General features: G+C 69.8%; 19 protein-coding genes. 7 read left to right on the top strand and 12 right to left on the bottom strand.

Annotated features, from left to right (window positions below; all coding sequences use genetic code 11):
* Positions 1 to 13 precede the first annotated feature (13 nt).
* Entirely contained in the window at positions 14 to 3331 is a 3318-nt protein-coding gene (locus tag MLJ35_RS02445; RefSeq protein WP_243382705.1) for a S41 family peptidase, read from the bottom strand.
* A 279-nt stretch (positions 3332 to 3610) separates the two neighbouring features.
* On the bottom strand, positions 3611 to 4375 hold the full coding sequence (locus MLJ35_RS02440) for a hypothetical protein (RefSeq protein ID WP_243382703.1): 765 nt from the start codon (positions 4373 to 4375) through the stop codon (positions 3611 to 3613).
* A gap of 503 nt (positions 4376 to 4878) precedes the next feature.
* Here MLJ35_RS02440 and xseA point away from each other — a divergent pair.
* Positions 4879 to 6204, top strand: a complete 1326-nt coding sequence (xseA, locus tag MLJ35_RS02435) for an exodeoxyribonuclease VII large subunit (protein ID WP_243382701.1) — start codon at positions 4879 to 4881, stop codon at positions 6202 to 6204.
* 298 nt (positions 6205 to 6502) lie between these two features.
* Complete coding sequence (locus tag MLJ35_RS02430) at positions 6503 to 9265, top strand: serine/threonine-protein kinase (protein ID WP_243382699.1); 2763 nt, start codon at positions 6503 to 6505, stop codon at positions 9263 to 9265.
* 27 nt (positions 9266 to 9292) lie between these two features.
* Here the strand turns inward: MLJ35_RS02430 and MLJ35_RS02425 are convergent, their stop codons facing one another.
* The 5 genes from MLJ35_RS02425 to MLJ35_RS02405 form a co-directional block, all read right to left on the bottom strand.
* Positions 9293 to 11236, bottom strand: coding sequence for a PP2C family protein-serine/threonine phosphatase (locus MLJ35_RS02425; protein ID WP_243382698.1), 1944 nt, complete (start codon positions 11234 to 11236; stop codon positions 9293 to 9295).
* 7 nt (positions 11237 to 11243) lie between these two features.
* Complete coding sequence (gene fabG / locus MLJ35_RS02420) at positions 11244 to 11990, bottom strand: 3-oxoacyl-[acyl-carrier-protein] reductase (RefSeq protein WP_243382696.1); 747 nt, start codon at positions 11988 to 11990, stop codon at positions 11244 to 11246.
* A gap of 52 nt (positions 11991 to 12042) precedes the next feature.
* Complete coding sequence (locus tag MLJ35_RS02415) at positions 12043 to 12498, bottom strand: hypothetical protein (RefSeq protein ID WP_243382694.1); 456 nt, start codon at positions 12496 to 12498, stop codon at positions 12043 to 12045.
* A 56-nt stretch (positions 12499 to 12554) separates the two neighbouring features.
* Positions 12555 to 13592 (bottom strand): alpha/beta fold hydrolase, encoded by a 1038-nt coding sequence (locus MLJ35_RS02410; RefSeq protein ID WP_243382693.1) that lies wholly within the window; start codon positions 13590 to 13592, stop codon positions 12555 to 12557.
* Positions 13593 to 13688: 96 nt separating this feature from the next.
* On the bottom strand, positions 13689 to 14417 hold the full coding sequence (locus MLJ35_RS02405) for a nitroreductase family protein (protein ID WP_243382691.1): 729 nt from the start codon (positions 14415 to 14417) through the stop codon (positions 13689 to 13691).
* Positions 14418 to 14684: 267 nt separating this feature from the next.
* Here MLJ35_RS02405 and MLJ35_RS02400 point away from each other — a divergent pair, with 267 nt between their 5' ends.
* The 4 genes from MLJ35_RS02400 to MLJ35_RS02380 all read left to right on the top strand — a co-directional run bounded on the left by MLJ35_RS02400 (position 14685) and on the right by MLJ35_RS02380 (position 19382).
* Positions 14685 to 15167: a MarR family winged helix-turn-helix transcriptional regulator gene (locus MLJ35_RS02400; RefSeq protein WP_243382689.1), complete on the top strand. Its 483-nt coding sequence runs from the start codon at positions 14685 to 14687 to the stop codon at positions 15165 to 15167.
* A 38-nt stretch (positions 15168 to 15205) separates the two neighbouring features.
* Positions 15206 to 16570, top strand: coding sequence for a TolC family protein (locus tag MLJ35_RS02395; protein WP_243382687.1), 1365 nt, complete (start codon positions 15206 to 15208; stop codon positions 16568 to 16570).
* An 11-nt stretch (positions 16571 to 16581) separates the two neighbouring features.
* Complete coding sequence (locus MLJ35_RS15795) at positions 16582 to 17694, top strand: HlyD family secretion protein (protein WP_275976291.1); 1113 nt, start codon at positions 16582 to 16584, stop codon at positions 17692 to 17694.
* A gap of 125 nt (positions 17695 to 17819) precedes the next feature.
* Positions 17820 to 19382: a DHA2 family efflux MFS transporter permease subunit gene (locus MLJ35_RS02380; RefSeq protein ID WP_243382685.1), complete on the top strand. Its 1563-nt coding sequence runs from the start codon at positions 17820 to 17822 to the stop codon at positions 19380 to 19382.
* A gap of 2 nt (positions 19383 to 19384) precedes the next feature.
* On the opposite strand, the gene MLJ35_RS02375 is transcribed toward MLJ35_RS02380, so the two are convergent.
* On the bottom strand, positions 19385 to 19999 hold the full coding sequence (locus tag MLJ35_RS02375) for a class I SAM-dependent methyltransferase (protein WP_243382683.1): 615 nt from the start codon (positions 19997 to 19999) through the stop codon (positions 19385 to 19387).
* A 41-nt stretch (positions 20000 to 20040) separates the two neighbouring features.
* On the opposite strand from MLJ35_RS02375, the gene MLJ35_RS16080 reads away from it, so the two are divergent.
* A complete protein-coding gene (locus tag MLJ35_RS16080; protein ID WP_243382682.1) occupies positions 20041 to 20703 on the top strand; it encodes a c-type cytochrome in 663 nt (220 codons plus the stop codon).
* 82 nt (positions 20704 to 20785) lie between these two features.
* Here MLJ35_RS16080 and MLJ35_RS02365 read toward each other — a convergent pair whose 3' ends face one another.
* The 4 genes from MLJ35_RS02365 to fabD all read right to left on the bottom strand — a co-directional run bounded on the left by MLJ35_RS02365 (position 20786) and on the right by fabD (position 25091).
* Positions 20786 to 21307, bottom strand: coding sequence for a ferritin-like domain-containing protein (locus MLJ35_RS02365; RefSeq protein ID WP_243320244.1), 522 nt, complete (start codon positions 21305 to 21307; stop codon positions 20786 to 20788).
* 12 nt (positions 21308 to 21319) lie between these two features.
* The gene (locus MLJ35_RS02360) at positions 21320 to 22195 is read right to left on the bottom strand and encodes a 2-oxoacid:ferredoxin oxidoreductase subunit beta (protein WP_243382680.1); all 876 of its coding nucleotides are present in this window, start codon (positions 22193 to 22195) and stop codon (positions 21320 to 21322) included.
* 8 nt (positions 22196 to 22203) lie between these two features.
* A complete protein-coding gene (locus tag MLJ35_RS02355; RefSeq protein WP_243382678.1) occupies positions 22204 to 23994 on the bottom strand; it encodes a 2-oxoacid:acceptor oxidoreductase subunit alpha in 1791 nt (596 codons plus the stop codon).
* Between the two features lie 158 nt (positions 23995 to 24152).
* Entirely contained in the window at positions 24153 to 25091 is a 939-nt protein-coding gene (fabD, locus tag MLJ35_RS02350) for an ACP S-malonyltransferase (protein ID WP_243382676.1), read from the bottom strand.
* Between the last annotated feature and the right edge of the window lie 43 nt (positions 25092 to 25134).

Genomic DNA, 25134 nt, shown 5'->3' with positions numbered 1-25134 from the left:
TAGACCACCAGACCTATTTCACTTTGACCGGATCGGCCGGGCGTTTCGGCAGGTGCATGGGGGTCTCCGTCATGCGCTTCAACACCTCCTGCACCCCCCGCTCCAGCTGCAGGTCCCGACCCGCCAACATGGAGGCGGGATCGTTCTCCACCTCGATGTCAGGCGTCACGCCCTGGCCCTCGATGATCCACTCGCCCGTGGGGGCGTTGGTGCCGGACTGGGGTACGAAGACGCTGCCGCCGTCGATGAGGGGCGAGTTGCCGCCGCCCACGACGCCGCCCCAGGTGCGCTTGCCGATGAGGGGACCCAGCCCTGCGAAGCGGAAGTGGTAGGGGAAGATGTCGCCGTCGCTGGCGCTGGTCTCGCTGACAAGGGCGACCATGGGGCCGTGGAACACGGTGGACGGGTACGTGGTGGGGTGCTCGCCCGCATAGCCGAAGCGCGTGCCGAGAAGCCTCTTGCCCAGGCGCTCCAGGATCATCTGGCTGATGTTGCCTCCGCCGTTGGCACGGACATCCACGACGAGCCCCTCCTTGCGGATCTGAGGGTAGTACCACTTGATGAACTCGTACAGGCCGGGCCCGCCCATGTCGGGGATGTGGAGGTAGCCCACCTTGCCGCCGCTGAGCTTGTCCACGGTCTCCTTCGAGCGCAGCACGAAGTCCAGGTAGCGCAGGCTGGTGTCGCTCTGGATGGGCTGGTAGGTGACCTGGCGGGCGCCCTCGAGGCTGGGCTTGGCGTTCAGCGTCAGCGTCACGGGGAAGGTCTTGTTCCGCAGCAGGCGGTAGGGGCTGTCGTCGGCCTTCAGCTCCGTGCCGTCGATGGCCAGGATGTAGTCACCTTCGCGGGCGTCCACGCCGGGTTCCGTGAGGGGGCTGCGGTACTTGGGCTCCTCGTTGTGGCCCCGGTAGATGCGAGCCAGCTTGTAGCGGCCGGCCTTCACATCCAGCTCGAAGCGGGCGCCGGGCAGGCCCACCTTGGCGCGCTCGGGCAGGAACTGGTCGCCGCCCTCGGTGTAGGTGTGGCCGATGTTCAGCTCGGAGATGAGCTCCGTGAGCACGTAGGTCAGGTCCGAGCGGTGGGTCACGTGCTGGAGCCAGGGCCGGTACTGCTCGCGCAGGGCCTTCCAGTCGTAGCCGTGCATGTTCTTCACGTAGAAGAAGTCGCGGAAGCGCCGCCAGGTCTCGTCGTAGACTTCGCGCCACTCCTCGGCGGGGATGCGGTCCACGGTGAGCTCCTTGGTGGAGACCGTCTTCTTCTCCGTGGCCTTGGGCTTGGCGTCGATGAGCTGGTACGAGGCCGCGGGCCCCTGCCCGGCCCGGGCCAAGACCTTGCCGCCGTCCTGGCTCAGCACCCAGCCCTGCACGCCCGCCAGCAGCTCGCTCTCCTGGCGCTTCTTCAGGTCGAAGATCCACAGGGCGCCGCCGCCGGGCCGGCGGCCATTGGCCTCGCCGTACACGAAGGGCTCGGCCTTGCTGTAGAGCAGGAAGCCCTTGATCACCTCCAGGCCGCCCAGGTTGTCCGCGGGCACCGGCACGCGCACGCCGCGCTGCTCGAAGCCGTCGAAGTCGATGCGCACGGCAACGGGGGCCTTCGCGGCCTCAGGCTTCTTCCCGCCCTCCTCCTTCTTCTCGGGCCCGGTCTTTTCCGGTGCGGCCTTCTCCGGCGCCGCCCCCACCTCGTCGCTCTCCGGCGGGAAGGGATGGGGCACCGCCTTCGTCAGGGCGTAGGCCACGATGTCCGTGTTGCGGTTGCCGGCAAAGTCGAACTCCAGGTTGCTGATCTGGGGCGCGTAGTCGCGGCGGCTGAGGGTGTAGAGGTACTTGCCCTCGGGGTCCCAGGCGGGATCGGCCACCGTGAACAGCTCGCCGGTGAGGCGATGGAGCTGCTGATCCGCCAGGCCCCAGACATGGAGGCTGCGCGTGCCGTTCAGGTTGGCCAGGGAGAAGGCCAGGAACTGGCCGTCCGGCGACCAGGCCAGGTCGCCCACCCGGGCGAAGATGTCCTTGGCGGCCTGGGCGAGCTTGCGGTCCTGGACGCCCAGCACGTAGACCACGCCGTCCTTGTGCGTGAAGGCCAGGTGCTTGCCATCCGGCGCCCAGGTGAGCCCATTGAGTTGGCCCACCAGGCCGCTGGTGAGGGCCTCGGGCTTCCCCTTCCCGTCCTGGGCCACGAGGTAGACCTGGTCCTCGCCGCTCAGATCGGAGATGAAGGCGATGGTCTTGCCGTCCGGCGACCAGCGGGCCAGCCGGTCATGGGCGCCGGAGCTGTTCGTGAGGTTGCGCACGGGGCCCTTCTCGATGGGCACGGTGAACACGTCGCCCCGGGCCACGAAGAGGGCCCGCTCGCCCTTGGGCGAGAGGGCGAAGCCCTCGATGTTCTTCTCGACGCTGATGCGCGCAGGCCGCGAGGCGCCGCCGTCCGTGGGCACGGTGATGGAGAGCCCCTGGTCGCGGCCCTCCTTCACGTTGAACACGCGCAGCTCGCCGTTGAGCTCGTAGACAATGCGGGACTGCCGGTCGCTGGAGGGCCAGCGCACGTCCCAGGTCTTCTGGAAAGTGAGCTGCTTCACCGCGTCCGTGGCGGGATCCACCGAGTAGAGGTTCAGGGTGCCGTCCCGGTCCGAGGCGAAGTACACCTGGTCGCCGATCCACATGGGGTCCCGCTCGGTGCGCGGACTGGCGGCGATCTTCTTCTGCTGCTTCGTGGCGAAGTCGAAGACGTAGAGGTCCTGGGCCCAGCCGCCCTGGTAGCGCTTCCAGTGGCGGAAGTCGCGGAACATGGGCGCGTAGGCCAGGCGCGTGCCGTCCGCCGAGTAGGCGCCCGGGCCAGCCGTGGGCATGGGCAGCCGGGTGGGCAGGCCGCCCTTGAGGCTCACGGTGTAGAGGGCCGTGCGGCTCAGCACACCATCGGCGTCGCTTCCGGCGCGGAACAGCACACTGGAGCCGTCCGGCGTCCAGCCCACCACCTGGTGGTCGTAGCCGCCCCGGGGCGGAAGCGGCCCGGCGGCTGGATCGAAGGTGAGCTGGCGCGGAATGCCGCCTCCGCTGGGCATCACATAGACCTGCTCATCGCCGTCGTATTGGCCCGTGAAGGCGATCCACTTCCCATCCGGACTGAACTTCGCGAATAGCTCCAGGCCCGGGTGCGCCGTCAAGCGCGTGGCCGTGCCGCCCGTGGCCGACGCGCTCCAGAGGTCGCCGCCGTGGGTGAACACCACCTTGTCGCCGTGGATGTCCGGGAAGCGCAGCAGCTTCGTCTGGGCCTGCGCCACGCCGCAGAACGCGAGCGTCAGGGCCAGCCGGGAAAGAAGGAAGGGTCGTCCGGGCATCGGTGCACCTCTGAGGTTGGGGGATCCGAGCATTGTAAGACGAGGTAATTGGTCGTGGCGGAATCCTTCGAAAAAAGACGCCCCTGCGATGTTCCCCCCCAAGCGCCGGTGGAACCCCAGATTCTTGCTGGAGACGGGAAGGCAGGGATTTCCACGAAGGACACAGAAGGTGCCGTGGCCCTCGTCGCCCGGGGCCCGCCCTTTTCCCGCGCCTTCCGGCTTGGTTCCGTGGCTTCCGTGTCCAGCGATCTCTTCGATGCTCTCTCTCGATCCGGCCCCTCAGGGCCCGACCAGCTGCAGCTCCGCGGCGAACTGGCCGGCGCCGCCGGTGGTCTGCACCTGAAGGCGCACGGGGGAATAGCTGAAGTCGAAGAAGGCCAGACCGGCATAGGTGCGACCCGCCTGGCCTGTGGGCGTGTAGGTCACGTTTACGCGGAAGGCGTTCTTGGCGGGATCCACGGCCGTCAGCGTGCCGGTCAGGGTGCCGAAGGCGTCAGACCCGCTCAGGGCCCCGGTGGACGTGAGCCGCCCGTTGATGGGGAAGCCCGAGCTGGTCGCGGTGGAGGCGTAGGTTCCCGCCACGTTCGCCAGGACCACCGGCGAGGCGTACTTGGCCCCGGCGTTGTAGGCGAAGGCGAACGTCCCGCTGTCGTAGGCGCTCGTGTAGGTGCCGGAGAGCACGGATCCGCCCGTGCCCGAGCCGTGGATGGTGTAGCTCAGCGAGGCGACGTTCCCCGGGAAGACATATCCCGTGGGGGCGTACATCGTGCCGGAGCCCGCGGCGCTGCTGCCGGTGGCCGAAAGGGTGCCCACCGCCTGGATGCCGTTGGAGGCCACGTAGCGCATCTCGCCGGACGCGAGCAGGAGGGCCGTGGCGGACACGCTCCCGCCGGTGTTGGACACGAGGGTGCCGTTCCAGGGGCCTTCAAAGGCCCCCGCGGAAGCCGGCGGCGGAGGCGGTGCGGAGGTGCCCCCGCCCCCGCCGCCACAGGCGAGAAGGACCATAAGGCCGGCGGCCGGAAGGAGGGAGGATGTCACGCGCATGGGGCTCCGCCTTGGAAGAATGAATGATGACCTGAAGATCAGGCATGATCACCCTACCTTGCCGCGATGGACAGTTCGTGTCCAGAGAGGGCACGGCCACGGGCCATGAACTCGACGACCAGGAATACCGATCGGCCAATGCTTTTTTGCCACCGATTTCAGTGATTCCAGTGATGAAAAGAGGATCCCCTGCCCCGCCCCCCATGACTTCCGGCACAGCCGGAATCGGCCTGCGGCCGGCCCAGGTGGATGAGGCAATCTCTTCAAGGAAGATCGGCATCCCAGCTCCTCGAAGGCGTGGCCCATGGTGATGGGATTGACCTTCTTGGGGTGCAGGTCCAGGCCGGCGGATGTCTCACTCACCTGGTGGAGCAGATTCTTGCCGTCGAGGAATTTCGCCGGCTCGGCGAACTTGTATCGGTCGGAAGATCCCCCGGGCATTGGCGCTGAGCGGATCACCCCATCTGCGTGTACCCGTGGCTGAACACAGCTTTCTGTTTCCCATGCGATCATGCAGCGTGGACGCCCCTCTCTCCGTCAAGCGCCTGCTGGAGCAGGTCAAGGCCCGGCTGGAGCCGCCGTTTGCGGCGGTGTGCGTGGTGGGTGAGGTGTCGAACTTCCGGGGTTCGGGGAAGCACTGGTACTTCACGCTGAAGGAGGAGGGCGCGGCGCTCTCCTGCGCGGTGTGGGCTAGCCAGCAGCGCTTCCTCCAGCACAAGCCGGCGGACGGGCAGCGGGTGGTGCTCAAGGGCAGCCTCAACCTCTACGTGGCGGGCGGCACGATCACGCTGGCGGTCACGCACTGCGAGCCCGCGGGCGTGGGCGACCTGCAGGCGCGGCTGCGGGCGCTGGAGGCGGACCTGCGCGCCCAGGGCCTCTTCGACCGGCCCAAGCGCCCCCTGCCCCGCTTCCCCGAGAAGCTCGGCATCGTGGCGGCCCTGGGCGGCGCGGCCCTGCGCGATGTGCTGGAGGTGACGAGCCGCCGCGCCCCGGGCATCCACCTGCTCATCGCCCCGGCGGCGGCCCAGGGCGAGCGCTGCGTGCCGGAGACGCTCCTCGCCATCCAGGAGCTCCAGGATGCCCACTGGGGCTGCGAGGCCCTGCTGCTGGTGCGGGGCGGCGGCAGCCTCGAGGACCTCTGGGCCTTCAACGATCCCGAGCTGGTGCGGGCCGTGGCCGACTGCCGCATCCCCGTGATCACCGGCGTGGGCCACGAGATCGACACCACGCTGGTGGACCTGGCAGCCGACCGCCGCGCCGCCACGCCCAGCCAGGCGGCGGAGCTGGCCACGCCGGACCGCGCGGCCCTGGCCGCGGAGCTGCGCCGGCGTGTGGAGGCCCTGGCCGCCAGGACCGCCTGGCGTCTGCGGGGCCTGGAGACCACGCTGAACCTGCTGGTGGACCACGGCCTGCAGCGGGCGGAACCGCTGGCCGCGGGCGGGACGCGCCTGGCCGCCCTGGGCCAGCGGCTGGCCCTGGCCCACCCCAGCCGCGGGCTGGACGCCGCCGGCGCGCGGCTGGCCCTCCTGCGCCACCGCCTGGGCCAGGCGGCTGGCCGCGCCGCTGGCGATCTGGACCTGCCCCGGGTGCACGAGGCCCGGCGCCGCCTGGTGCCGGCCGTCCTGGGCGCCTGCCAACGCCGGGACCAGCGCCTGGCCGTGCTGGCGGAGCGGCTGCGGGGCCTGGATCCCGCCGGGCCCCTCCAGCGGGGCTTCGTCCTGGCCCTGGACGCCGAGGGGCGCCCCGTGACCTCGGCCCAGACCCTGCCCGCGGGCGCGGCCCTCCGCCTGCGCTGGCAGGACGGCGAGCGGAAGGCGCGGCTGGATTAGGCCGACTTCGGCAGAGCTCAACCCGATAAGGATCTCCAGGAAGGACACGAGGAAGAACGCGAAGGCCACGAAGGCAGCCACCAGCCCTGCGGCACGGGGCATCCGGGCCTTCGGCCCGAGGTCGGTCGAGGCCCATTCGTGGGATTCCCGCGCTCTAGGAGCGCCCTTCGTGTCCTTCGTGGAGGCTTTTGAAGCCGTTTGTCAGGCGGAGGCGCCGATAGGCCTGTAAATGGAGGCCACGTTTATGCGCCCTGGACCGCGTCGCGTGATAACGTAAAAAAAATTCGCCGGTGCTCAAATGTCCAATGAAATCGATGCCGAGTCCGCACCCTCTTCCAAGAGGCGGATCCTCGACGCCGGGACGCAGGTGGGCCGCTTCCGGGTGGAGGCCCTGCTGGGCACGGGCGGCATGGGCGAGGTCTACCAGGCCTGGGACCCCACCCTGGAGCGCAGCGTGGCCCTCAAGGCCCTCCGCTCGGGGCAGGAGCGCGAAGCCACGGCGCCGGAGCGCTTCCGCCGCGAAGCCCTGGCCCTGGCGCAGCTCAACCACCCCAACGTCTGCCAGGTGCATGACTGGGTGGAGAACCCCAGCGGCACCTACATCGCCATGGAGCTCATCGAAGGGCGGACGCTAGACCAGGCCGGGCCGGAGCTGACCACCCGCGAGAAGCTGCAGGTGATCAGCGCCGTGGCCCACGCCCTGGAGGCCGCCCACGCGAAGGGGCTGATCCACCGGGACCTGACGCCCAGGAACATCATGGTGGCCCAGGCCCCCGGCAGCCGGAAGCTCCAGGTGAAGGTGCTCGACTTCGGCCTGGCCAGGTTGGCCGACCCCGCCGGTTCGGGAGAGACTCGCACCACGCCCCAGGGCGTGCCCTCGCTGGTGACGCTCAAAGCCGCAGAAAGGGCCGCGGAGGACGCGCGCCGGGCGAAGGACGGGCCGGGCGGCGACGAGGCCGGGAGCCCCTCCTGGGACCGGCTCACTCAGGCGGGCGCATTCATGGGCAGCCCGAGCTATGCCTCCCCGGAGCAGATCCAGGGCCAGGCGGCGGGCTCTTCCAGCGATGTGTTCTCCCTCGGCATCCTCGCCTGGGAGCTGCTGGCCGGCGAGCATCCCTTCCCCGGCGAAGGCCGGGCGCGGATGGTGGCCATCGTGCGGGGCAACCACAAGGAGCTGAAGGTCCGGGGTCTGCCCTCGGGAACCTCGACGCTGCTGCTGTCCATGCTCGACGCGCACCCCTTCAAGCGCCCCACCGCCGCCCAGGTCGGCCGGCGCCTCGACGACCTGCTCCGGCCCCGCAGCGCCCTGCGCTGGGCCGGCGCCTCGGCCCTCGGCGCTCTGGCGCTGGCGGCGGGCGCCAACTGGTTCACCTCCCGCGGGATCATCGCGGACCTGACCCGGGAACGCCCGGCCCGCCTCGCGGTCCTGCCCTTCTCCAACGCCACCGGAGATCCCCGGCTGGATTCCATGACTCAGCTCGTGCTGCCCCAGATGATCGAGACCTCCCTGGGCGTCCGCACCAAGCTGGCCCCCGTGGATGCGGACACGCTGGCCCGGGGCCGGGCCGCCCTGCGCTTGCCGCCGCGTGGGCCCCTCGCGCCGGAAGCCCAGGCCTCCCTGATCTCCGCGCTGGGCGCCCAGCTGGTGCTCCAGGGCACCCTCTCGCCGGGCGGCGGAGGCTCGGTGGTGCTGGCCTATGAACTCCGGGACGCCGCCGGCCAAGTCCGCCACGCCGGGGAAATCCGCGAGGCCAGCGATCGCTCGGCCGTGTCCCAGCCCCTGGCCCGCAAGGTGGCGGCGGCGCTGGTCAAGGCCGTGGATCCCCTGGCCTCCGAACCGAAGGCGATGCTGACCGTGGCGCCGGAAGCCATGGATGCCTACGTTCGCGGCGCGGAGCTCATGGACCGCGGCGACTTCAAGGAAGCCGCCCCCGCCTTCCAGATCGCCGCGCTGAAGGCCCCCGACTTCGCCCCGGCCATCCTCGGCTACGCCCGCTGCCTCAGCCGCCTGGCGGACGCGCCCCCCGAGCCTGTCTTCCACTGGGCGCGGTGGTCCGCCCATGCGCAGGGCGACCGGATCAGCGAGATGAAGGCTCTCCACTACCTGTCCGTGCGGCACGGTGACCGGGGCCAGTGGGAAGCCTCGGACCGCGTTGGCCGGGAGGCCCTGGAGCTGGCCCAGGCCCTCGGCGAGGCGGCCTTCGAGGCGGGGATCCACGCCACCCTCGGCGTGAACTTCCAGCGCCAGCACAAGGCCGCCGAGGCGGAGGCGGAATACCAGCAGGCCCTGGCCACGTACCAGCGTCTGGGCGACAAGCTGAACGCCACCCGGTCGCTCAACAACCTGGCGGTGATCGAGAAGGAGCGCGGCCACCTGAAGGAGGCGGAGGCCCGCTACCAGAGCGCCCTCCAGACCGTGCAGGCCTACGGCGACCGCTGGGGCGAGTCCTTCATCACCAACAATCTGGGCGACCTGGCCCTCGCCCAGGAGGGCGGCCTGGACCGCGCGGAGGCCTTCTTCCGCAAGGCGCAGGCGCTTCGCCAATCCATCGGCGACGACAACGGCCTGGTCTACTCCCTCATGGGCCTGGCCAGCGTGGCCCAGGCGCGGGGCGACCTGGACCATGCGGAGATCCTGGAGCGCCAGTGCCTCGAGCAGGCCCGGAAGACCCAGCTCAAGCCCATGGAGGCCACCGCCCTCTACAACCTGGGCGAGATCAACCGCGATGCCGGGCGCTACGACGCGGCGCGCACGTTCTACCGGCAGTCCCTGGCCCTCCATGAGGAGCTGGCGGACACGCTGATGGAGACGCACTGCCTGGCGGCGGAGGCGGAATGCATGGCCCGCGAGGGCCGGCGCGGCATGGCCCGGGCCCTGCTGGACCGGAGCCGCGGCCTTTCCACCGAGGAGACGCCCTACATCCTCCGGGCCCAGGCCTGGCTGGCCCGCGCCGAGGGCCGGCTGGACGAGGCGAAGCTGCTGTTCGCGAAGGCCCTCAGCGGGGCCCGCATCCAGGCCCCGGAGATCGTGCGGGAGCTGAAGGCGGCGGCCCAGGGCTGAATCGATCTGATCCGTATTTGAGGCTGGTCAGCGCTTGAGGATGAGCAGCGTCAGGTCGTCCGCCAGGGGCCGGCCCTGGGTGAAGGCCATCACGTCCGCCAGGATGGTGGCTTGCAGGTCTTCGGACGGGCCGGCCAGCAGGGCTTCCAGGCGGCCCTCGCCGTAGAAGGAGGCGTCCAGGGCCTGGGCCTCCGACAGGCCGTCCGTGTAGAAGATCAGGCTATCGCCGGGCTCCAGGACGCCGTCGCACAGCTCCAGCGAGGCCTTGAACCGGGTGGCGCTGAGGCCCACGCCCAGCCCCCGGGGGTGGAGGCGCGCCACGCGGCCGTCCGCGCCGCGCAGGAAGGCCGGAGGATGGCCCGCCCGCACGAACTGGTACTGGCCCGTCCGGGGGTGGAAGGTGCCGTAGGCCAGGGTGAGGAAGAGGCGGCGGTCGTGGCCCTTGCACCAGATGGCGTTCAGGCGGTCGGCCACCTCCAGCGGGCCCAGGGCCTGCTTGTCCAGGGCGGACAGCACGCCCTTCGTCTCGGCCGCGTAGAAGGCGGCGCTGGTGCCCTTGCCGCTCACGTCGAGGATGAGGAAGGCCAGGCTGCCGTCCGGCAGGGGAAACAGATCGTAGTAGTCCCCGGCCACCTCGAGGGCGGGCAGGATGGCGGCCCGCACCGACGGCATCCGCAGGGCTTCCAGGTCCGGCAGCAGCCGCATCTGGACCTCGCGGGCCACGCGCAACTCCTCCTCCATGCGCAGGCGCTCGTCCCGCTCGGTGGCGGCGGCCTGGAGACGGCCCGCCATCTCGTTGAAGGCGGAGGAGAGCTGGGCCACCTGGTCGCGGCCCCGGGGCCGGATGCGGGTGGAGAAGTCCCCGAGGCTGAGGCGCCTCACGCCGCCATGCAGGTCGTTCACCGCCCGGCCCAGGGACCAGGCCAGCACCAGCCCGAGGATCGCCGCCACCGCCTGGGCCATGAGCAGGGCCAGCAGCACCAGGGAGACCACGACGATGGCCTTCACGGTGCCCTCGGACAGCGCCTGGCGGTCGCCGGAGCGGAAGCCGGCGAACAGGGCGTAGAGGTTGGTCTCCGGCGTGGCCGTCAACACCATGGGCCGGCCCGAGGTCCAGTCCACGATGGGGAAGGCCAGGGGCGGCAGGTTGAACGGGGCGAACAGCCCGGAGCCCTGGAGGGCCTGGCCCTTGGCCCAGCTCGCAAGGGCCTCCCGTTGGCCCACGAGGATGGGCGCCTCCGTGTCCCTCCGCCGCCCGCCGGCCTTGATCTGCAGCTTCTCGTCGCGGGCCCGGCCTTCCTTCCGCGGCGTGAGCTGGAATACCACTTGGCCCCCGGCCAGGGCCTGGGCCCGGTCGCCCAGCACGCCCAGGTTGAGCGACAGGATGCGGTAGCCGCCGGCCTCCTTGCGCACCGCCCGGAGGTAGGTGTCCTTCCGGCCCGCCTCGGCACTCGCGCCATCTCGCACATCATGGCTGTCCGCCCAGACCATGCCCACAAAGGCCGCGTCCACGCCCTCGGGCAGCTGGCGCGTGTGCTCCACCCAGGCGCCCCCGTAGGTTCGGAGCGCCTGGAGGGCCGCCGCGTCGGAGGCCTCGCCGTTGGCGGTCCGCAGGGCCTCCTCCCAGGCCGCCAGGGTCTGCTGGGTGGAGCGGCTCACCTGCGCGCCGAGCCCCAGCCAGCCGAGGGCCATGAGCATCACGGCCATGGCCACCACGGGGAGCACGGACATGAGGGCGAGGATCACCCAGAGCCGCCGGGACACCCGGAACAGCAGCCGGTCCCAGATCCAGCGCAGGGCCCGGCCCAGCAGGACCAGGCCTCCGATCCAGGCCAGGAAGGCCGCGCAGCCCGAGTCCACGGGCTTCAGGGCCAGGGGCAGGCCGAGGGCCACCAGCACCCAGGGCCAGTGGCGGCGGAATCGGAAGGCGGCCCAGCCGCGGCGGATCAGGTCCTTCGCGCGTTGGAGCATGGTCGGCTCAGGCCATCAGCATGCCGCCGTTGACGCTGAGGACCTGGCCGGTGATGTAGCCCGCCTCCTCGCTGGCGAGGAAGGCCACGGAAGCGGCGATGTCGTCGGCGGTGCCCATGCGCCCCAGGGGGATCTGCTTGGTGAACTCGGCCTTCACGTCGTCCGGCAGCCCCGCGGTCATGGCGGTCTCGATGTAGCCGGGCGTCACGGCGTTGGCCGTCACGTTGCGGCTGGCCAGCTCCCGCGCCACGGACTTGGTGAGGCCGATGAGGCCCGCCTTGGCGGCCACGTAGTTCGCCTGGCCGGGGTTGCCCATCTGGCCCACCACGGAGGCGATGTTGATGATGCGGCCCCAGCGCTGCTTCATCATGGGCTTGGTGGCGGCCTGGATGGCCGTCCACGCGCCCTTGAGGTTGGTGTCGATCACCGCGTCCCAGTCCTCCTCCTTCATCTGGATGAGCAGCTTGTCGCGGGTGATGCCGGCGTTGTTCACCAGGATGTGGATGGCGCCGTGCCGCTCCACCGTCGTGGCGACGGCAGCGCGCACGGAGGCGCCGTCCGAGAGGTCCGCCACCACCACATCGGCCTTGCCACCCGCAGCGGTGATGGCGTCCGCCACTTCCTGGAGCTTCCTCAGCGTGCGCGCCGCGCACACCACCGTGGCGCCCTGGGCGGCGAGGCGCTTCGCGATGGCTTCGCCGATGCCCTGGCTGGCACCGGTGACGAGGGCGACCTTGCCCTGAAGGCTGAACATGGGACCTCCGAACGGATGAAGGTCCAGTCTAGCCGCGCGGCATCCAGGACGTTCAGGCCTCCGGGCTGGCCCCAGTGTTGGCCTCGGGGCTGGCCGCCACGAGCACCACCCCCACCTCGCTCTGGCCCGTCTCCGGGAGCCTCAGCATGATCTTGGGATTGAAGTCGGAGCCATGGAGGCGCACCTCCAGGCGGGTGGTCCCGGGCTCGATCCGCGCGGTCCCCTCGAGCGTCTCGCCGCCACGGCCTTCCATCTGGCCGAGGCGATGGCCCGGCCGGCCCCCCGAGCCCTGGAGGCTGGCGCGCATGAACCGGGGCCAGAGGGTCTTGAGGCGGACCCGCACCGTTTGCGAATCCAGGCGCTCGACCTGCACCACGGCGCCCTGGCCCTGCCGGGCGTCCACATGGGCCTGGAGCCGCAATGCGGCGGCGTCCCACGACTCGGTGGCATAGGTGGCCTGGGCCACGGACAGGACGATCACCAGCGGAAAGAGCCGGATAGGAAACATGGTGAACCCCGAAGATCTTTTCCTATGATGAGGTGACTTCCGGCTCCGTTCCAAGACTATTTCAGCCCCTCCAGCCAGCGGGCGACCGGCCCCAGGTCCGCCAGGGGCGTGCCGTCGCCGTAGGCGGACGCAGCCGACCGGCCATCCAGCGAGGTGCGGGGACGGGTCTCACGCTTCAGCAGGTGGTTCGCCTCCGGCAGCTCGATGACTGTGCCCTTGAAGCCCGGCGGCACCGCATCGGGCCGCCAGGTCTGCACGTCGCGGTCGCCCCAGGCCACGGCGCAGGGCACGGGCAGGCGCTGGGCCAGCGCCCAGGGATCCAGGTCGAGGGTGTCGCGGACGAAGCCCCGGCTTTCCGGCTGGGCCAGCACCCGGGCCAGGCGCAGGACGCCGGGCGCGACCTGGGGACCCGCCTCGGGCAGGGGCTTGTCCTGGCGGATCGAGGCCTCCGCCGCCTCCAGGAAGCCAAGGTTGGCGAGGGTCACCTCCGCGGGTGCCCCGGCGGCGTCCAGCTGCGCTTTCACCTGGGCCAGGATCACGCGGCCCATGCTGAAGCCGGGCATGGCCAGCAGCAGGGCGGCGTCCGCCTCCCCGCCCGTCAGCAGGGCCAGCAGCGCCCCTTCGCTGTGGCCCACCAGCAGCAGCTTCTTCCCCCTCGCTTCCGGGAGCGCGCGGGCGGCCTGCAGGGCGGCCCTGAGGTCCCCCACCTGGGCGTCCAGGGAGATGTCGAGCTTCGGATCCTTGGAGCCGATGAACCGCTTGTCGTACCGCAGGGAGCCGATGCCCTGCCCCTGCAGCCAGGCCGCGAGGTCGCGTCCGCCGTGGCTGGGCACGGGAATCAGGGGATTGGACCAGTCGCGGTCCGTGGGCCCGGAGCCGGCCACCATCACCGCGAAGAAGCGGTGCGCCCCACCGGCCCTGACGCTGCCTTTCAAGGGGAAGGCGTTGAAGCCGGGGAAGGTGATCTCGCGATCCGGCGTGGCCTGGACGGGCGCTGGGACGGGCGCCGGAACGGACTTCGGCGCGGGAGCCGGGACCGCCTGGGAGAACGCCGCGAGCGCCGTGAGGGGAAGGCAGGGCCAGGCAGGGTTCATGAGGTCTCCAGGGTCGCGGGCGTCCCTTCGTCCAGGGTAGACGAAGCGTGGATCTTTCCCTTCAGTGGGCCGGCGCGGTCGAAGGTTCGCGGCGGATCACTTCCCCTTCATGCGCCCCACCGGCAGCAGGACGAGCACCTTCTCCTCCGGGCCCAGGCCCAGGGCCGCGCCCACCGAGGCCAGGTCCACCCCGGAAGCCACGCCGGCCCCGAGGCCGAGGGCCGCGGCCTGCAGCAGCAGGGCCTGGGACGCCGCGCCCGCCTCCCAGAAGGTGTAGTCCATCCTGGGCGCCGGCTCGCGCGAGGAGATCTTCAGGGGCCTGCCGGTGACCACGAAGACCGCGGGCGCCTTGACGATCCAGGGCTGCATCGCGCGGATGGGGCCGAGCAGGGCCGCCACGCCCTTGGGCCCTGAGCTCCTGAACCCATGCGCGCCCGGCTGATAGCGGTAGGTGCCGGCTCCCAGGGTGGGGCTTCCCTCAGTGACGAGGTAGAGGCCCAGCGGATAGCTCGCATGGGCGCTCGGCACCGTGCGCCGGCCCGGGCGGTTTTCGCCCTGGGCGCTCCAGGCCAGCTGGGAGGCCTCCACCAGGGAGAGGGCCGGGCCCGCCAGCGCGCGCGTGGTGCGTCGTTCCCGCAGGGCGGCGTCCAGCGGGACGGTGCCGGCCGCGGGCGGGGGCAGCGCCAGGAGCCCACCGGGACTCGGCGAAGGTGGGGCCTGAGGGATGAGGGGGCCGCCGCCGAGCAGGGGGCCAACCAGGGCGCCGGCCAAGGCGGCAGGCAGGGCGGCAGGCAGGATCCGTTTGAGCAAGGGTGCGCGAACCATGGCGACCTCCTGCGGAGGCCCCCATTGTCCTCTCCTCTACGTTCCTCTTTTTGGCTGAGTTCGGCCGATAATCAGGTTTCGTTATTTTTTTGAGCCTGTTTTCAACCATCACGCAATTGATAACAAGACACAAATACAGAGCTTTCCAAACCGTACCGCCATATGTGAGAGGCCCATGGGCGGCCTCGGCAGTTGACGAAAGCCCCTGAGGTTCCCAAGATTGCTGCTCTGGCAGTAATTGCTTAGGCACTCAATCAGGATGTCGCCATGCCTGTCGAACCCGAGAAGACCGAGCCTCTGTACACCCCCGAGAACTACCAGCCCGAAGAAAGCCTGGGGCGCCTGATCGCGGACGTCTCCCGGCGCATCCTGGCCGGCTTCGACGAGGAGATGGCCAGCCAGGGCATGGGCATCACCGGGGCCCAGTGGGTCATCCTCATGCGCATCGCCCGGGGCTGCGCGTCCACGGCCGCCGAGCTCTGCCGCTTCGGCCACTGCAACACCGGCTCCATGACCCGCATGCTGGACCGCCTGGAGGAGAAGGGCCTCATCCGCCGGGTTCCCAGCAGCAAGGACCGGCGCATCACCCTCCTCGAGCTGACGGAAGCCGGCCACGATCTGCTGCCCCACCTGCCCCCGGTGGCCATCAAGGTGCTGAACGCGCACCTGAAGGGCTTCTCCCGGGACGAGCTGGACCAGCTCAAGGGTTTCCTGAACCGGATCCGGGCCAACAGCGAGCTCCCTTCATGACCGACCCACGTGATGTTTCGAGACAGATGGAGGTTTGCATGTCCCCCACCAGCTCCCGGGCCCTCGGCCGGGGCCAAGCGCTCTCGCTCGCCCTGGTGACCGCAGGAATCGCCTGGGCCCAGGTTCCCCCTCCCCCCGTCGCCGCCACCCCCTACCCCACTGTGCAACTCACGCTGGCTCAGGCCCTCAAGACCGCCCTCGAGCAGAACCCGCGGCTGCAGCAGTCACTCCTGGCCATCGCCGAGAGCGGAGATGACCGCCGGGCGGCCGCCGCGGCCCTCATGCCCCAGGTGAGCGCCCAGGCCTTCGGCCAGCGCAACAAGTACAACCTGGACGCCCTGATGGGCATTCCGCAGCCCGGCGGGCCCGAAGTGGTGGGCCCCTTCAACTGGGGTCAGGTGGGCGTGGAGGCCCAGGTCTCCCTGTTCGACCTCAGCCTCTGGAAGAAGTGGCGGGCCTCCCGCCATGCGGAGGACGCAGCACGCGCCCAGGGCCGCGCCGTGCGCGAGGAGATCGCCGCGCTGGTGGTGGGCCAGTACCTGCACGCGCTCCGCGCCGCCGCTTCAGTGAAGGCGGGGGAATCCCGCGTGGAGCTGGCGGAAGCCCTGGCCAAGCTGGCCGAGAACCAGCAGAAGCAGGGGGTGGGCACCAAGCTCGACACGCTGCGGTCCCAGGTGCAATTGCAAACCGAGCGCCAGCGCCTCATCCAGGCCCAGACCCAACGCACCACCGCCCTGGCCGGCCTGGGCCGGCTGCTGGACCTGAAACCCGGAACCCGCATCGAGCTGGCCGACACCCTCTCGGCACCCACCCTGCCCACGGGCGGCTTCGAGGCGGCCTACCAGGCCGGCCTGGCCCAGCGCCCGGAACTCGCAGCCCTCGATGCCCGCGAGAAAGCCGCCGAGAACCTGCGCCAGGCCGCCCAGGGCCTGCGCCTGCCCACCCTCGTCGCCAGCGGGACCTACGGGACCACGAGCCTCCAGTCGGAATCCTGGGCCCGCACCTACCAGATCTCGCTGGGGCTCCGGGTGCCGCTCTTCACGGGCGGCCTGGTGTCCTCCCATGTGTCCCGCGCCAAGTCCGAGCAGGCCCGCGTGCAGGAGGCCCGCCGCGAGGTGCGCGCCCAGGTGGGCTACGAAGTCCAGGTGGCGCAGGCCGAGCTGGAGGCCGCGACCCACGAGGTTGAGGTCGCCAACCTCGCCGTGAGCCTGTCCACCGAGGCCCTCACCCAGGCCCGGCACCGGTTCGAAGCCGGCGTGAGCAACAACATCGAAGTGATCAACGCCCAGGACGAGCTGGCCCGCGCGAACGACAACCAGATCAACGCCCTCTACCGCCTCAACCAGTCCCGCGTGGACCTGGCCCGCGCCACCGGCCAGCTTGAGCAGACCTTCGCCCGCTGATGGAGACACCCATGAACCAAGATGCTACCCCCGTGACGGACACCCCCAGCGGCGCCGCAGCCGCCGGCATCTCCAAGGCCATGCGGGCCCTCCTCATCGGCACCCCCATCGCCCTCCTCCTCGGCGGCGGCCTGTGGCTCTACTCCCGCAACCGTGTGAGCACCGACGACGCCCAGGTGGACGGCCATCTCGTGCCCGTCTCCTGCCGGGTCTACGGCACCGTGGACAAGGTGCTGGTGGAGGACAACCAGGCCGTGAAGGCCGGCGACCCCCTGGTGGCCGTGGACCCCCGTGACATCCAGGCCCGGCTCGACCAGGCCAAGGCGGCCCTGGCCCAGGCCAAGGCCCAGGTCGAAGGCGCCAGGGCCGATCTGGAGCGGGCTCAGGTGGCCTTCCAACAGGCCAAGGGCTCGGACCTGGAGACGGCCAAGGCCAACCTGGATTCCAAAAAGGCCAGCCTCGACAAGGCAAAGATGGACGTCCAGCGCATGAAGCCCCTGGCGGAACGCGAGGAGATCTCCGCCCAGCAATTCGACGGCATCCGCACCCAGGCCGAAGTGGCCGACGGCGACTGGCGCGCCGCCCAGCAGAAGCTAGCCTCCCTGCAGCGCGAGGCGGACATTCGCCGCGTGGCCGTGGGCGCCGCCGAGGCCCGCCTGGCGTCGGCCCAGGCCCAGGTGGAGCAGGCCCGCGCCAGCCAGGAGGGACTGGAACTGCAACTCGGGTACACGAAGATCCTGGCGCCAGTGGACGGCGTCGTGACCCGAAAGTTCGTGGAGGCCGGGCAGACCATCCAGCCGGGCCAGGGCCTGATGACCCTGATCCCCCTGCACCAGACCTGGGTGACGGCCAACTTCAAGGAGACCCAGCTCGCGAAGATGAAGCCCGGCCAGGAGGCCGAGATCAAGGTGGACATGAACGGCGCGGTGCTCAAGGGCCACGTGGATTCCATCGCCGGCTCCACCGGCTCGCGCATGAGCCTGCTGCCCCCCGAGAACGCCGTGGGCAACTTCGTGAAGGTGGTCCAGCGCATCCCCGTGAAGATCCACATCGACGAGTCCGAAGCCCAGAAGGTCGTCCTCCGCCCCGGCATGAACGTCGAGGCCACAGTGATCGTGAAATAAAAATTCAGCTCACCGCAGAGAACGCAGAGGAATGTCCTGCCGTCTCCGCGTTCTCAGGTTTCTCCGCGGTTGGCGTTTGCTTTCTCCCTTTGACTTGATGCTTCACCCTCGTTGAGTAGATCCGAATGACCGGACACCGCCGCATCAACCCCTGGATCATCGCCCTCACGGTGATGATCGCGACCTTCATGGAGGTCCTCGATACCAGCGTGGCGAACGTGGCGCTCCCGCACATCGCGGGGAACCTGTCCGCCACGGTGGAGGAAACCACCTGGGTGCTGACCTCGTACCTGGTGGCCAACGCCGTGGTGCTGCCCCTGGGGGGCTACTTCTCCAGCCTCATGGGCCGCAAGCGGTTCTACCTCACGTGCGTGAGCATCTTCACGATGGCCTCCCTGCTCTGCGGCATCGCACCCTCGCTGGGCTGGCTGATCTTCTTCCGGGTGCTCCAGGGGCTGGGTGGCGGCGGCCTGCAGCCCATCTCCCAGGCCATCCTCGTCGAAACCTTCCCCCACGAGAAGCGCGGCGCCGCCATGGCCGTCTACGGCATGGGCGTGGTGCTGGCGCCCATCATCGGGCCGGTGCTGGGCGGCTGGATCACCGACAACTTCAGCTGGCACTGGATCTTCCTCATCAACATCCCCGTGGGATTCCTGTCCTTCACACTCACCAGCGCCCTGGTGCAGGATCCCCCGACCTTCCACCGCATCTCGCTCAAGGAGGGCGCGAAGTTCGACTACTTCGGCATCGGCGTCCTCACCCTGGGCCTGGCCTCGCTGGAGATCGTGCTGGACGAGGGCCAGCGCAAGGACTGGTTCTCCTCGAACTTCATCGTCTTCTTCGCCATCATCGCAGCGGTGGCCCTGGTGTTCGCCGTCCTCTACGAGCTGCGCAAGACACGGCCCATCGTGGATTTCCGACTGATGAAGGACCGCACCTTCGCCGTGTCCATCCTCATGCTCTTCGTGCTGGGCTTCGTGCTCTACGGCAGCCTGGCCCTGCTCCCCATCTTCCTCCAGACCCTGCTGGGCTACACGGCCCTGCTGAGCGGCTGGGTGCTGAGTCCCGGGGGTCTGGCCATCATGCTGATGATGCCGGTGGTGGCCATGCTGCTGAAGAAGGTGGACACCCGCTGGCTCATCGGCATCGGGTTCTTCACCTGCGGCCTGGGCCTCATCCAGATGGCGGGCTTCAACCTCCAGGTGGACTTCCGCACGGCCATGTGGTCACGCGTGGTGCAGAGCCTCGGCTTCGCCTTCCTCTTCATCCCCATCAACGTCTCGGCCTTCCAGCACATTCCGCCTGAGAAGACGGCCTACGCCACGGGCCTCATGAACCTGGTGCGCAACATCGGCGGCAGCACGGGCATCGCCCTGGCCACCACCATGCTGGCCCGCCGTTCCCAGGTGCATCAGGCGAACCTCATCGGCCACCTGTCGCCCGGGAATCCGGCCTACCAGGGCTTCCTGGACCGCACGACCCAACTGGGCGTCCTGCGCGGGGGGCTGTCGCCGGCGGACGCCGCCCACATGGCCCAGGGCGCCGCCTACGGCACCGTGGTGAAGCAGTCCACCATGATGGCCTTCGCGGACACCTTCTGGTTCATGGGCATCCTCTGCTTCTGCCTCTTCCCCCTGCTCTTCCTCATGCGGCGGAGCCTCGCCACCGGCGACATGCCCCTGGACTAAGATCAGCCCTTCCTGCCCAGCGCCAGGAACACCGGGAACCGGCGGGGGCCCGAGGCCGTTTCCCGGGGGATCTCAAAGACCGTGCTGAAGCGGATCTCCCGGAACCCGGCGGCCTCCAGCTGCCTCCCCAGGGCCGTGCGGTCGAATCCGGGGTGCACATTCGTCACGTCCTTCCCGTGGAAGGATCCATCTTCCGCATCCAGGTCCGACAGGGCCACCCACCCGCCCGGCGCCAGCACCTGATGGAACTTCTCCAGGATGCCCGGGGTATCGGGGATGTGATGGAGGGTCATCAGGCTGCACACCAGGTCGAAGCGCCCGGCAGGCAGGGGGTCCGCCAGCAGGTCCAGCCGGAGGGGCGTCATGTTCGCGGCTCCCGTGGCGGCGACCTTCCCCCGGAGAACCTCGAGCATTCCCGCGGAAGTGTCTGCCAAGGTCACATGACCGGCGATGGGCTGAAGGACGAAGCCGAGCAGTCCTGTGCCGCAGCCGTACTCAAGGATGGTGCGGCCCTCCACGACCACGCTGCCGGCGATGGCCCGTCCCACGGTGGTGGCGCGCTCCACCTTGATGGGGTCCTGGTCCCAGGTCGCCGCCTTGGCATCGAAGTCGCTCACGGGACCTCCTCTTCGACCAGTATCCGCCCTACCATGGGCCCATGTCCCTGCGAACCCTGCCCTCCTCCGAACGCGCCTTCGCCACCTTCGTGGTCCTGGCCCTGGGGATGTTCCTCGCGGGCGGACTGGCCTTCGCCGCGCGGCAGGAGCACCCGGCGGCAGGCGCGCCGCCGGCCCGGCCCCGCCTGATCACGGTGCTGGAGGGCGTCATGGCGCCCAATACCAACCCTGCTCAGGTCGCGGTCTTCCGGACCTGGGTGCAGGGGGGCGCCACCCGGGAAGGTTTTGCGCCCGTGGAGGCCATCGTCGCCAACAACTGCGCCAGCTGCCACGGCGACGGCGGCCAGTACCCACGCCTCACAACGTACGAGGACCTGCGGCCCCTGGCCCTGGAAGAAACCTCCGAGAGCCTCTACGCCACGATCGGCGCCCGGGGCCTCCATCTCACCGCCTTCCCGCTGGTGTTCCTGGCCATGGCCATCCTGTACCTTCGGCGCCTGACCTGGCCGGGCCGCCACCTCCTCATGGGGGGCTGCGCGGTGGCCGTGCTGTTCGACGCCACCCTCTGGTGGATGCGCCAGGGCCACCCCGGCACCGCCTGGGCGCCCTGGGCGGCCCTGGGGCTGCTGGCGGCGGCGTACCTGGCCGCGGCGGGCTTCGTGCTTACAGAGCTCTGGCGCCGCCCTGCCGAAGGCCTGGAATAAGGACCACCACCAAGACACCAAGAAGATCCGTTCTTGGTGACTTGGTGGTGAAGAGGTCTCTCTCTGGCTTGAACGAAGGGGGCTACTGAGCCGTAGGCTCGTCCACGAAGTCGTCGTCGGAGAGGCCGCTGTCCGGGGGCAGCTTGGCCAGCTCGGCCTTGACGAGGGCCTGGTGCTGAACCTCCTCGTCGCGGAGCTCCTCGAAGAGGGCGCGGACTTTCGCATCCTTCAGGGCGGGGAGGGCCGCCACGAAGAAAGCGTGGGCCTTGACCTCGGAGGCCAGGGCCGCCTTCATGGCCTGGCGCGGGCTCATGAAGGCGCGGGCCTGGTCGTAGTCAGGGGCTTCCACCTCGAAGACCATGGCCCGGGTGACCGTGGGCGTCACGCCGCCGAACAGCTGGCTCCGGCGATCAGCCAGCTCCTGCCCGTGCTTGGCCTCGTTCACCGCCATGAGGCGGAAGAACCTGGCGGCCTCCGGCGTCCGGTGCTGGTCCATCTGCGCCGCGAATTCCTCGTAGCGCTCCTTGGCCTCGTCCTCGATCAGGACGGCCAGATCGAGGGCATCCATCAGGCTCAGACTGGCGAAATCGATCCGTGCGGCCATGGGGGCCTCCCGTCACTTCTTGATGAAGAGATCCAGGATGCGCTCCTTGGGGAGGGCGCCCTGGGACAGCTGGGCCTGACGCTCGCGGATCAGGGCGTCGTAAGTGGGCGGCGGCTCGGGGTTCTTGTAGAACACGCCCAGATGCAGCTTCTCGCCATAGTGCTGGGCGAGGTCCATGGCCGCGAGCCGGTCCGCCGGGTCGTGGCCGATGGCGGAGAGATTCTCGCTGATGGCCTTGAGGCCCTTGATCTGCTGGGCCTCCTCGCCGTAAGTGACGCAGGGGGACTGGACGTTCACGAAGGCGAAGCCCGGGTAGCGGATGGCCTCCTCAAGGGTGGCGGCCATGCCAGCCAGGTCGGTGGGCGAGGCCTGGGCCACGAAGCCGGCGCCGTAGGCCAGCACGTAGAGGAGCGGGTTCACGGGGTTCTCGAGACTCCCGTAGGGCGAGGTGCAGGTGGTGCGGCCCTTCTGGGAGGTGGGCGAGAGCTGGCCCTTGGTGAGGCCGTAGATCTGGTTGTCCATCACGATGTAGGTGATGTCGATGTTGCGGCGGATCAGGTGGGCGATGTGGCCGCCGCCGATGGAGAAGCCGTCGCCGTCGCCGCCGGCCGCCAGCACCAGCAGGTCGGGGTTGGCCAGCTTGATGCCCTGGGCGATGGGCAGGGCGCGGCCGTGCACCGTGTTGAAGCCGTAGGCCGTGGTGTAGCCGGGGATGCGGCTGGAGCAGCCGATGCCCGAGATGAAGGCGACCTCATGGGGCGGACGGCCGACGGCGGCCAGGGCCCGGTAGATGCCCTGCACCACGGAGTAGTCGCCGCATCCGGGGCACCAGATGGGCTTCAGGTCGCTCTTGTAGTCCTTCGCTTGGAATTCGCAGGTGGCGCTCATGATCGACCTCACTCCTGGGGCTGAAGCTTGCCCTCGTGGCTGCGCTGCAGCTCCGAGAGGAGATGGTGGAGGGCCGCGACGATCTCGCCGGGCAGGAAGGGGTTCGCGCCGCTGCGGGCCAGGGACTGCAGGCCCTTGGGCAGGTCGAGGTGCATGCGCAGCACCTTGAACGTCTGGGCCAGGTGGGACTGCTCGACCACGAGCCCCTTCTGCACCGAGGCGAAGAAGTCGCGGTAGGTCTGCTCGGCCACGGGGTAGAGCAGGTAGGGCACCATGAGCTTCACGTCCAGGCCCTCGGCCAGGGCCATCTGCAGCGCCTCGCGGCAGACGCCGGCCACGCTGCCCCAGGCCACCAGGGCCAGCGGGGCGTCGGGATTGCCGGTGATCTCGAAAAGGTCCTTGCGCTCCTTCAGGGGGTCCAGCTTCTTGATGCGCTTGTCGTTCATGCGCTGGTGGACGGAACCGCTGTTCGTGGGCGCGCCGGATTCCACATGCTCGATGCCGGAGGCCAGGTAGGTGCCGCCCAGCATGCCCGGATGGCTGATGGGGCTGATGTGGTTCTCGGTCTGCTTGAACCGCTTGTAGTCCTGCAGGTCCGCGCCGGCGGGGACCAGGCGGTTGATGATCTTGAACGTGCTGGTGTCGATGGGATCCAGCGTCTCCTTACGGGAGGCGATCTCCTGGTCGGAGAGGATGATCACCGGCGTCTGGTAGTGCTCGGCGATGTTGAAGGCCTCCACGGTGGTGCGGAACATGTCCGCCACGGAGGTGGGGGCCAGCACAGGGCGGATCACGTCGCCGTGGGCGGAGAAGGCCGCCGCGAAGAGGTCAGACTGCTCGGTCTTGGTGGGCAGGCCCGTGGAGGGGCCGCCGCGCTGCACATCGACGATCACCAGGGGCAGCTCGGCGATGCTGGCAAGGCCCATCATCTCGGACTTCAGGGAGAGGCCGGGGCCGCTGGTGGCGGTCATGGACTTCTTGCCGGCGAAGGAGGCACCCACGGCCGCGCCGATGCCTGCGATCTCGTCCTCGGCCTGCAGCACGGCGCCGCCGTACTTCCAGACGTGGTTGGTGAAGAACTGCATGATCTCGGTGGAGGGCGTGATCGGGTAGCCGCCGAAGAACTGGCAGCCGGCGAAGAGGGCGGCGGCGGCGCACATGTCGTTGCCGTCCGTCAGGAGCTTCACGGCGCCCTTGGTCGAGGAAGGCACGACGGTCATGTCGGCCTTGAGCGGATGGGACTTCGCGAAGGCCACGCCCGCGTCGAAGGCCTTCTGGTTGGCTTCGACGAGCTCCATGCTCTTCTTGGCCAGCTTCTTCGAGATGCCCTTCATCACCGCTTCGCCGCCGATGCCGAACCAGCCGGCGATGAGGCCCAGCACCACCGTGTTCTTCGCGCGCTCCGTGCCCGCGGTCTCCTTGGCCATGGCCGCGATGGGCACCGCGATCACCTGCAGGGGCGTCACGCCCACCAGGGGGATCTGGTTCTCGGGCACGCCCGTGGCGGCCTCGTAGATCACCACGGTGGAGCCCGCCACGGGGAGCTCGGCGCCGAACTTGAGGAAGTCCTCCCAGTTCAGCGCCACGGCCACGTCCAGGTTGCCGCCGGGGTTCAGGACCGGGTCCGTGCTGATGCGCACGCGGCAGGAGGACTCGCCGCCGCGGATCTGGGAGCCGAAGCTCTTGGTCATCACGCCGTGATAACCCTCCGCCGAAGCAGCCTGGAGAAGGGAGTCGCCGGCGGAGACGATGCCATCGCCTCCTGAACCGGCCATTCCGAAGACAAGATCCTTGCGCATGGGCACCTCGGACTGAGGGTGATGTGCGCGGCACCGGGCCACTTTCCGCCGCCCGCCGCCGCCCACTGGAAGACGCAGTGTCGTTCCATCCACCCTACCCCCGGGGGGCATTGCTTTTCATCACACCTTCCCGGCGGAAAGGCCCTGCCATTGCAGTGTCAGCCCAGCTGAGCGAGGTCTTCGGGGGCGCCGAGGCTCAGCGCCGTCACCTCCATGCCCCGCTCCTTGGCCTGCCGCTTCACCAGGCCTGCCAGGACCTTGCCCGGACCCAGCTCGAAGTAGGAGGTGACGCCCTGGTCCAGCAGCAGGTCCAGGGTGGCCTGCCAGCGCACGGCGCCGGGGATCTGGCGCACCAGCCCGGCCCGCAGCGCCTCGGGTTCTGAGACCGCGGCTGCGTCCACGTTGTTCACCAGGGGGCAGATGGGGGCTTTGAAGGCCATGCCCCGCAGGATGGGTTCCATGCGAACCTGGGCGGGCTCCATCAGGGGCGAATGGAAAGGCGCGCTCACCGGGAGCTTCATGGCCTTGCGCCCGCCCCGGGCCTTGGCGGCCTCCAGGGCCGCGTCCACGGCCTCGGCGTGGCCGGCGATGACGATCTGGCCGGGGCCGTTGAAGTTGGCGGGCACCACGATCTTCCCGGTCGCGGTGGCGGCCTCGGCGCAGCTGGCCTCCACATCCGCCTGGCTCATCCCAAGGATGGCCGCCATGGCGCCCACGCCCACGGGCACGGCCTCCTGCATGGCCCGGCCGCGCTCCCGTACGGTTCGGACCGCATCCTGGAAGCCCAGGGCGCCCAGCGCCACCAGAGCGCTGTACTCGCCCAGGGAATGCCCCGCGGCGAAATCGGGCTTCGGCAGGCGGTGGGCCCAGGCGCGCACCACCATGGTGCTGTGGGTCAGGATGGCGGGCTGGGTGTGCTCCGTCAGCTTCAGCGTGTCCTCGGGCCCCTCGGCCATGAGCCTGGAGAGCGGAAAGCCCAGAGCCGCGTCCGCGTCCTGGAGAACGGCCCGCGCCGCCGGCTCGGCCTCCGCCAGCGCCACGCCCATGCCCACCGCCTGCGACCCCTGCCCCGGAAACAGCCAAGCCACTTTGCTCATGACAACCTCAAGAAATGTCCGCCACAGATGAACACGGATGAAC

It is taken from the genome of Geothrix alkalitolerans, from assembly GCF_022808885.1.
Taxonomy (GTDB): Bacteria; Acidobacteriota; Holophagae; order Holophagales; family Holophagaceae; genus Geothrix; species Geothrix alkalitolerans.
Note: the sequence above shows the minus strand (reverse complement) of the source record. Positions and strands in the feature narration are given on the sequence as shown.